The organism is Pseudokineococcus marinus (genome assembly GCF_013004605.1).
Lineage (GTDB): Bacteria > Actinomycetota > Actinomycetes > Actinomycetales > Quadrisphaeraceae > Pseudokineococcus > Pseudokineococcus marinus.
Window position 1 is genome coordinate 1 of record NZ_JABEMA010000145.1, and the last position, 7,771, is coordinate 7,771.

At 78.0% G+C, this 7,771-nt stretch carries 3 protein-coding genes; 1 reads left to right on the top strand and 2 read right to left on the bottom strand.

The window, feature by feature from the left end:
* Positions 1-354 precede the first annotated feature (354 nt).
* A complete protein-coding gene (locus HLB09_RS10250; RefSeq protein ID WP_171203283.1) occupies positions 355-5,013 on the bottom strand; it encodes a glycoside hydrolase family 3 N-terminal domain-containing protein in 4,659 nt (1,552 codons plus the stop codon).
* A gap of 232 nt (positions 5,014-5,245) precedes the next feature.
* On the bottom strand, positions 5,246-6,334 hold the full coding sequence (locus HLB09_RS10255; protein ID WP_171203284.1) for a hypothetical protein: 1,089 nt from the start codon (positions 6,332-6,334) through the stop codon (positions 5,246-5,248).
* Between the two features lie 197 nt (positions 6,335-6,531).
* Between HLB09_RS10255 and HLB09_RS10260 the strand changes: the two genes are divergently transcribed.
* Positions 6,532-7,752, top strand: coding sequence for an aminotransferase class V-fold PLP-dependent enzyme (locus tag HLB09_RS10260; RefSeq protein WP_171203285.1), 1,221 nt, complete (start codon positions 6,532-6,534; stop codon positions 7,750-7,752).
* Positions 7,753-7,771 lie beyond the last annotated feature (19 nt).

The window sequence follows — 7,771 nt, forward strand, 5'->3', positions numbered from 1 at the left end:
GGGCGGTCCCGATGCGGGGCGGCAGGGGCCCAGCTCGTCGGGCGCACCCACCGGCGTCCCGCGGACCGGCGCCGCACCGTCGTCCGGCGTCCCACCGTCCTCCGGCGACGCAGGGGCGCGGCGGCCGATGCCGTCGCGGCTCACGGCGCGCGCCGGTGCTGCTGCGGGACCTCGGCGTCCACGGCGACCACGCTACGCCGGTGGTCTCCCGGCGGGACGGCCCAGCGGGAAGGCTCCCACGCGGCCGGTCCAGTGCGACGGGCCCAGTGCGACGGGCCCAGCGCGACGGCTGGCGGACGACGACGGGCCCGCCGCCCCGGGGGTGGGGCGGCGGGCCCGTCGCGGCGGTGGCGCTCAGCGCTCGGCGACCACCTCCGCCATGCGCCGCGCCGCGGTCACCGCGTCGCCGCTGACGAGCGCGTGCTCGGCGTCCGCGACGAGGGCCGCCGCGCCCGGGGCCGCGTCGCCCGCGACGACGTCGGCCTGGGCGACGTCGCGCAGCACCTCGACCACGGCGGGGACGACGTCGGCGTCCTTCCCGCGGCCCCGCTGCGTCTGCTCGACGACGGCGAGCAGGCGCTGCCCGGCGGTCGCGCGGGCCGCGGAGGAGTCGCGGACGTCGCCGTCGGCCGTCCACACCGGCGCCCGCAGGGCCGAGCGGACCCGGGCGGCCACGGCCCCCGGCCCGAGGTCGGCCGCGACCGCCTCGAGCTCGGCGCGCGGCGCCGTCGTCGACAGGCCCCAGCCGTAGGGGAAGGCGGGGTCGTAGACGTCGTCGCCCTGGTTGACCGGCACCTGGTCGGCCGCGGCCGGCCAGGTCACCGGGAGGCGGCCCGAGAACGGCCGGTCCCCGAAGAGGACGTCGGCGACGCCGGCGCCCTCGGTGCCGGGCAGCCACGTGGCCACGACGGCGTCGGCGGAGTCCAGCACGTCGCCGAGCACGAGCGGGCGCCCGGTGGCGAGCAGGACGACGCAGTCCTCCACCGCGGAGCACACCTTCGCCACCGTCGCCCGGTCGGCGTCCGTGAGCTGCAGGCTGAAGCCGTTGCCGCCGACGTCGCCCTGCCCCTCCGCGTACGGGCGCTCGCCGACCACGACGACGCCGACGTCGGCGCCCGTCATGTCCGCCGAGGCGTCGGGGCTCACGACGACGTCCGCGTCCGGCGCCACCTCGGCGATGCCGTCGGCGATCGTCGTGCCCTCGGTCGTCGCGCCCGAGCCGCCCTGCCAGGAGATCGACCAGCCGCCGAGCTGGCGGCCGAGGTCGTCGGCGCTCGAGCCTGCGATGTAGATCCGGCCCTCCTTCGCCAGCGGGAGGACGGGCTCGCCGACCGGGCCGTTGGCGAGGAGCACCTGCGAGGCCGCGGCGGCCTCGCGGGCGACGGCGCGGTGCTCGGGCGAGCCGACCTCGTCGACGCCGCTGCGGTCCGCGAAGGGCTGCTCGAAGAGCCCGGCGTCCATCTTCTCGGTGAGGATGCGGGTGACCGCGTCGTCCACCCGCGAGACCGGCAGGCGCCCGGCCTCGACGCCGTCGGTCGCCGCGGCGATGAAGGCGCCGAAGTTGTACGGAGCCATGACCATGTCCATGCCCGCTGTCAGCGACCGCTCGACCTTGTCGGCGTAGGTGCCGCCGGGCAGCTTGTCGACGGCCTCCCAGTCGCTGATGAGGAAGCCGTCGAAGCCCAGCTCGCCCTTCAGCAGGCCGACGTTGAGGTCCTCGTTCTCCGTCATCCGCACGACCGGGCCGTCGCCGACCTGGACGGCCGAGTACGACGGCATGACCGTCCCGACGCCCGCCTCGATCGCCGGCAGGTACGGGTCGACGTGCAGGCGCCGCAGCTCCTCGAGGCTCTTCACCCGGGTGATGCCCTGGTCGATCGGGTAGCCCGACCCGGCGAGCGCCGGGTCGTAGTCGGTGCCGCCGTCGCCGACCCAGTGCTTGGCCGTGGCGAGCACCTCGTCGGACGCCGTGATGTCGCTCGGGTCGTCGCCCTGCAGGCCCTGCACCGCCGGGGCCGCGTAGGCCTCGACGAGCGCCGGGTCCTCGGAGAAGGACTCGTAGGAGCGGCCCCACCGCTCGTCGCGCGTCACGCACAGGCACGGCGCGAAGGTCCACGGGATGCCGGTGGCGCGCACCTCCGCGGCCGTCACCCGCCCCTCGGCGCGCACCAGCTCGGGGTCGCGCGCGGCGCCCATGCCGATGTTGTGCGGGAAGAGGGTCGCGCCGACCACGTTGTTGTGGCCGTGCACGGCGTCGACGCCGTAGACGATGGGCACCTGCAGCCGGGTGGACAGCGCCTCGCGCTGGAACCCGTCGACCATGTCGGCCCAGCCGGCGGGCGTGTTGTCCTCCGGCACGGACCCGCCGCCCGAGAGCACCGAGCCCAGGCCCAGCTCGGCGATCTGCTGCGGCGAGGACAGGCCGAGGCGCTCGGCCTGGGCCATCTGGCCGACCTTCTCCGCCAGCGTCATCCGGCCGAGCAGGTCGGCGACCCGCTCGTCCGTCGGCCGCGCGGTGTCGAGGTAGGGGAAGCCGTAGGCGTCGAGGACGACGCGCGGCACCGAGGAGACCTGCACCCCGCTCGGGGCCGTGACCTCGAGGGCGATGGTGCGGGCGTAGTCCTCCTCGGCGTCGCCGCGAAGGGTCGGGACCTCGAACGTCGCGACGTCCCCGTCCACCGAGCCGGCCGGGAGGACGACCTGGCCGCTCGCCGCGGCCACGTGCTCGCCGACGACGGCACCCGTCCCCGGGTCCTCCGGGTCGGAGACGGCCCAGTCGAGGACGAGGTCCTCGGCCAGCGGCTCGTCGCCCGACAGGCCCAGCCGCAGGCCCGCCGTCGCGGTCTCCCCCGGCGCGACGAGGACGACGTCCTGGGCCGCCTCGACCGAGGTCGTGACGACGGGGGCCGGCGAGCCGCTCACGGCGACGTCGTCGAAGCGGTAGCGCACCGGCTCGGGCGTCCCCGGCGTGAAGGTGACGGCGTAGCCCCAGGCGCGGTCGAGGTCGAGCGTCCCGTTGCGGGTCGCCGCGTCACCGGGCTGGTAGCCGGAGAGCGCGAAGTCCTCGAAGGGGATGACGACGTGCTTCCAGCGGCTCTCCGCGCTCCCCCACCGGTCGAGGAAGCTCGCGCGCCACAGCTCGGAGCGCTCCCCGTCGGTCCCGCCGTCCTTGAGCTCCACGACGATCTCGTTGCCCGCGGTCGGCGAGGCCGGGTTGCTGTCCTGGCTCGCGTACCACCACATCTCGAAGGCGCCGTAGGAGCTCCAGTCCTGGGTCTCGGCGAGGTTGTGGGACAGGCCGCCGTACTGGCCGGACGGGATCGAGTACTCCCCGGCCAGCACCCGGTTGTCCGTGGGCGCACCGGGTCGGTCCAGCTGCTCCTGGCCGATGCTCGGGACGGCGTCGTCCGAGGCCCCCCAGCCGAAGATCCCGGTCGTCGTGCCGGGCGCGGCCAGCGGCAGGTCGCCCTCGAAGTCGTCGACGACGAGCCGCTGCGTGAACGTCCCGACGTCGTCGAAGCGCCAGTCGCCCGCCCCGAGCGCCGACAGCGTGACGGCGTAGCCGAAGACGGTGCTCGGGTCGAAGCGGGCGTCCGAGCCCGGGGCGCCCTTCTCGCGCAGGTCCGTGAAGCGGACGGCCACGCGGCGCCAGCCCTCGGCGTCGTCGGCGAGCTGCACCTCGAACTTCGTGGCCGAGTCGGCGTTCGTCCCGCCGCTCTTCAGCTCGAAGGCGAGCGTGCGACCGGTGCCGCGGCCCAGGAACCAGAAGCCGAAGCCGTCGGCCGCGGACCAGTCCTGGGCGGTGCCGTGGTCGTGGGTGAAGCCGCCCCAGCCGCCGTCCGGCATCTCGGCGACCTGCGCGCGCAGCGCGCTGCCGGTCGTCCCCTCCCGCTCGGCGGGCACGAGGGACAGCTGCGGCGTCGTCGTCGCCCCCGAGCCCCAGGCGAAGACGGGCAGCGGCTCGGCGTCGAAGGCGTCGAGCACGGTGACCTCGCCCTCCGAGACGGGCGCGGGCGGGGCCGGCGGCGCCTCCGGCGCGGCGACGACCAGCGACGTCGTCGTGCGGGCGCCCAGGGCGACCGCGTCGGTCGGGTCGGAGAGCGCGAGCTCCGCCGTGCGCCCCGGCGTCGCGCCCTCGAGCACGGGCACCTCGACCGAGGCCTCGGTCTCGCCCGCGAGGAAGGCGACCTGCGCGTCGACGGCGGCGACGTCCTCGCCCACGACGGCGTCGCCGCCGCCGGTCGACGTGACGCGGACGGTCGCGTCGCGGTCGGCGGGCTGGCCGAGGCGCACCGGCACCGTCGCGGTCGTGCCGGGCTCGGCCGCGGTCGTCGCGGCCGGGAAGGCGGCGGCGGACACGTCCGTCGTGCCGAGCACGCGCAGGGCGAAGGCGGAGTAGCCGTAGCGGTGCGGCACGCCCGGGTCCCAGTCCCACTGCGAGCGCCGCTCGAGCATCTGCAGGCGCACGGCCCGGACGTCGTCACCGGCGGCGCCGAGGTCGAGGACGTCCTCGCCGCCGTCGCCGTCCTCGACGACCTCGACGGTCTCCCAGGACGCCCCGGCGGCGCCGGGGGCGACGTCGGAGACCTGGACCGCGTAGCGGGTGGCGTAGGCGGCCTCCCAGTCGACCTCGACGGCGCGGACGTCCGCCGGGACGCCGAGGTCGGCCGTGACCGCGGCCTCGACGACGACGTCGGCGTCGGGGCCGTTGCCGCTGGCCCAGCGGGTGCCCGGGTCGCCGTCCGTGAGGGCCTCGACGGGGAAGGTGCCGTCGGCGTCGTCCTGCGACGCCGACGCCGTCACGAGGGCGGTGCGGGCGAGGTCGCGCTCGGGCGCGGGGGCCGCCGCCGCGCCCGCGGCGCCGAGGCCGGTGAGCGCGAGCGAGGCCGCCGCCGCCGGGGCGACGGCGCGGCGCAGGGCGCTCCGTCGGGACCGGCCCGGGGCAGGAGCGGCCGTCGCGGGTGCCGCAGGCGTGGGATCGGCGGGTGGACCGCCGGGGAGGGTGAGGGGCATCGACAGCTCCGTCGTCAGGGCGGGCGCCGTCGCCCGCCACGGGCGCACGGTAGGAGCCCCGACGAACGATGGACAAGACGAACGAGGCACGAGGTGACCAGGCGGGCAGGAGGGGCGCACCGGACGCTTCGGGCCGGGGGGGCGGAGCGGCCGGGTCGAGGGGGACCGGTCGGACGGGGGGCGGGCCGACGGGCGGCGGGGCTCCCAGGGAGGAGATCCCGGAGAGCTGGTCTCAGGGGGAGGTGCGGGCGGCGCGTGACGCCTCGAGCGGCGGCGCGCACGCCCGCCCGACGGCGAGGGCGATCTCCGTCGCGGCGCTGCTGAGGTCGACCGGCACGAGGGGCGGGCCGTCGGCGTCGTCCCCGCCGGTCCGCTGCGCGAGGAGGCCGGCGTCGCTCGTGAGGTCCCCCACCCGCAGCGCCCCGGCGCACCGGGGCGGGTCGACGGCGAGGACGAGGCTGGTCGTCACGCCCGGGCGGAGCTCGGTCTCGCCGTCGGGGAGCGCGACGCCGGAGATCCCCCCGCTCCCGAGGACCCGGAGGCGGTAGGCCGCGTCCGAGGTGTTCTCGAGCGCGATGCCGACGGCGCGGCCCCCCTCCTCGAGACCGTGGCCGACGACCCGCACGGGCTCCAGCGCCGTCCTCCGGCGGAGCTCGCAGGCGCTCGTCAGCACGTCCTGCGCCGGGCCCTCCGCGCCCTCGGGCGACTGCAGCGCGACGACCCGCGCGCCGCCGCCGTCGGTGCGCACCCGCAGCCACGGCCGCCAGTCGGGCGGCGCCTCGCAGGAGGCCTCGAGCCGCAGGACGAAGGCTCCGACGCCGCCGGCGGGCACGACGAGCGCCTCGCCCGCCCGGTCCGACGGGACCCGCGCGCGCCCGCCCACCTCGACCGATCCCGCGACGCCCTCTCCCGGCGGGCCGGTCCCGCCCCCGAGGACGACGGCGTCCTGCGCCCCCAGGCCGACGACCCGCAGGTCCAGCGCCAGCCCGTCGTCGCCCGTCCCGTCGAGGTCGGGGAAGGCCGAGACGAGGAGGAGCCGGACGTCCGAGGCCTCCTGCGCGCGCACGGCGAGGAGGGCGACGCCAGCGCCCAGCGCCGCGGCGAGGAGGAGGGCCAGGGCGCCGCGCCACCCGGGAGGGGGGCGGCGACCCGTGGCGGCGCGGGCGTCGTCCCCGCCCTCGCCGTCGCTCCCGCCCGCTGCGAGGTCGTCGAGCTCGGTCGCCGGCACGGCCGCCTCGCCCGGCACCCCCGGCGCCGCCCGGCCACCCGTCGAGTCCCGGCCACCCGTCGAGTCCCGGCCGCCCGTCGCGTCCCGGCTCATCGCCGGCCCTCGCCGCGCCGCCGTCGGATGAGCACCGCGCCACCCTAGGCAGCCCGCCGGTGGCCGTCCGGCCCGCGGCGCCGCCCCGTGGCACAGTCGACGCCGTGCTGGACGACGCCCCCTCGACCTCCCCTCCCGAGGTCCGGACGACGGCGGCGCCGTCGCCCGGCCGGCACGTCGACGCCGACGGCCTCCACCTGCGCGCCGCCGAGCTCGACGCCGTCGAGCCCCTGGCCCACCTCGTCGAGCGCTTCGTCCGGCCCGAGGGCCTCGTCTACCTCGACGGCAACTCCCTGGGCCCGCTGCCGCGGCACGTGCCCGACGCCGTCGGCGACGTCGTGCGCCGCCAGTGGGGCGCCGAGCTCGTGGCCGCCTGGAACAGCGAGGGCTGGTGGGAGGCGCCCCAGCGCGTCGGCGACCGCGTCGGCCGGCTCGTGGGCTCCGCGCCCGGCCAGGTGGTCGTCGGCGACTCCACCTCGGTGCACCTCTTCCAGTGCTACGTCGCCGCCGCCCGCCTGCGCCCGGGCCGCCGCGTCGTCGTCGCCGACCCCGACGCCTTCCCCACGGACCTGCACCTGCTCTCCTCGGCGGCCCGGCTGTGCGACCTGGAGGTCGCGCCGGCCCGGCCCGCCGACGTCCCGGCGCTCCTCGCGGCGCGGGGCGACGAGGTGGCCCTCGTCGCGCTCTCGGAGGTCGACTACCGCACCGGGGAGCGCTGCGACGTCGCCGCCCTCACCGCGGCCGCCCACCGCGCCGGCGCCCTGGCCCTGTGGGACCTCGCGCACTCGGTCGGCGCCACGGACGTCGACCTCGACGGGGCGGGCGCCGACCTCGCCGTCGGCTGCTCCTACAAGCACCTGTCCGGCGGGCCGGGCGCGCCGGCGTGGGTCTACGTGGCCCGGCGCCACCAGGCGCTCGTCGACCCGCCGCTCACCGGCTGGCACGGGCACGCCGACCCCTTCGCCATGGACGGCCGCTACGCCCCCGCCGACGACGTCCGCCGGATGCGCATCGGGACGCCCCCGATGATCTCGCTGCTCGCCCTCGACGCGGCGCTCGACGTCCTCGACGACGTCACGCCCCCCCAGCTGCGCGCTCGCTCGACGTCGCTCGTCGGCTTCCTCGTCGAGGCGCTCGAGGCGCTCGTGCCCGAGCTGCCGCTCGCCGGGCCGCGCGACCCCGCCCGCCTGGGCGGCCACGTCGCCGTCCGGTCCCCCGACGCCTGGGGCGTCGTGCGCGCCCTCGCCGCCCGCGGCGTCGTCGGCGACTTCCGCGCCCCCGACCTCGTCCGCCTCGGCGTCGCCGCCCCCAGCACCACGCACGCGGACCTGGCGACGGCCGTCGTCGACCTGCGCGCCGTGCTCGACGCCGGCGAGCACCGCGACCCCGCGCACGCCGTGCGCCCCACCGTCACGTGAGCGCCCCGCTCGACGGCTC

Excerpts from the sequence above, each read along its gene's own strand:
- HLB09_RS10255 (WP_171203284.1), bottom strand. The coding sequence starts at position 6,334 with ATGAGCCGGGACGCGACGGGCGGCCGGGACTCGACGGGTGGCCGGGAC.
- HLB09_RS10250 (WP_171203283.1), bottom strand. The coding sequence starts at position 5,013 with ATGCCCCTCACCCTCCCCGGCGGTCCACCCGCCGATCCCACGCCTGCG.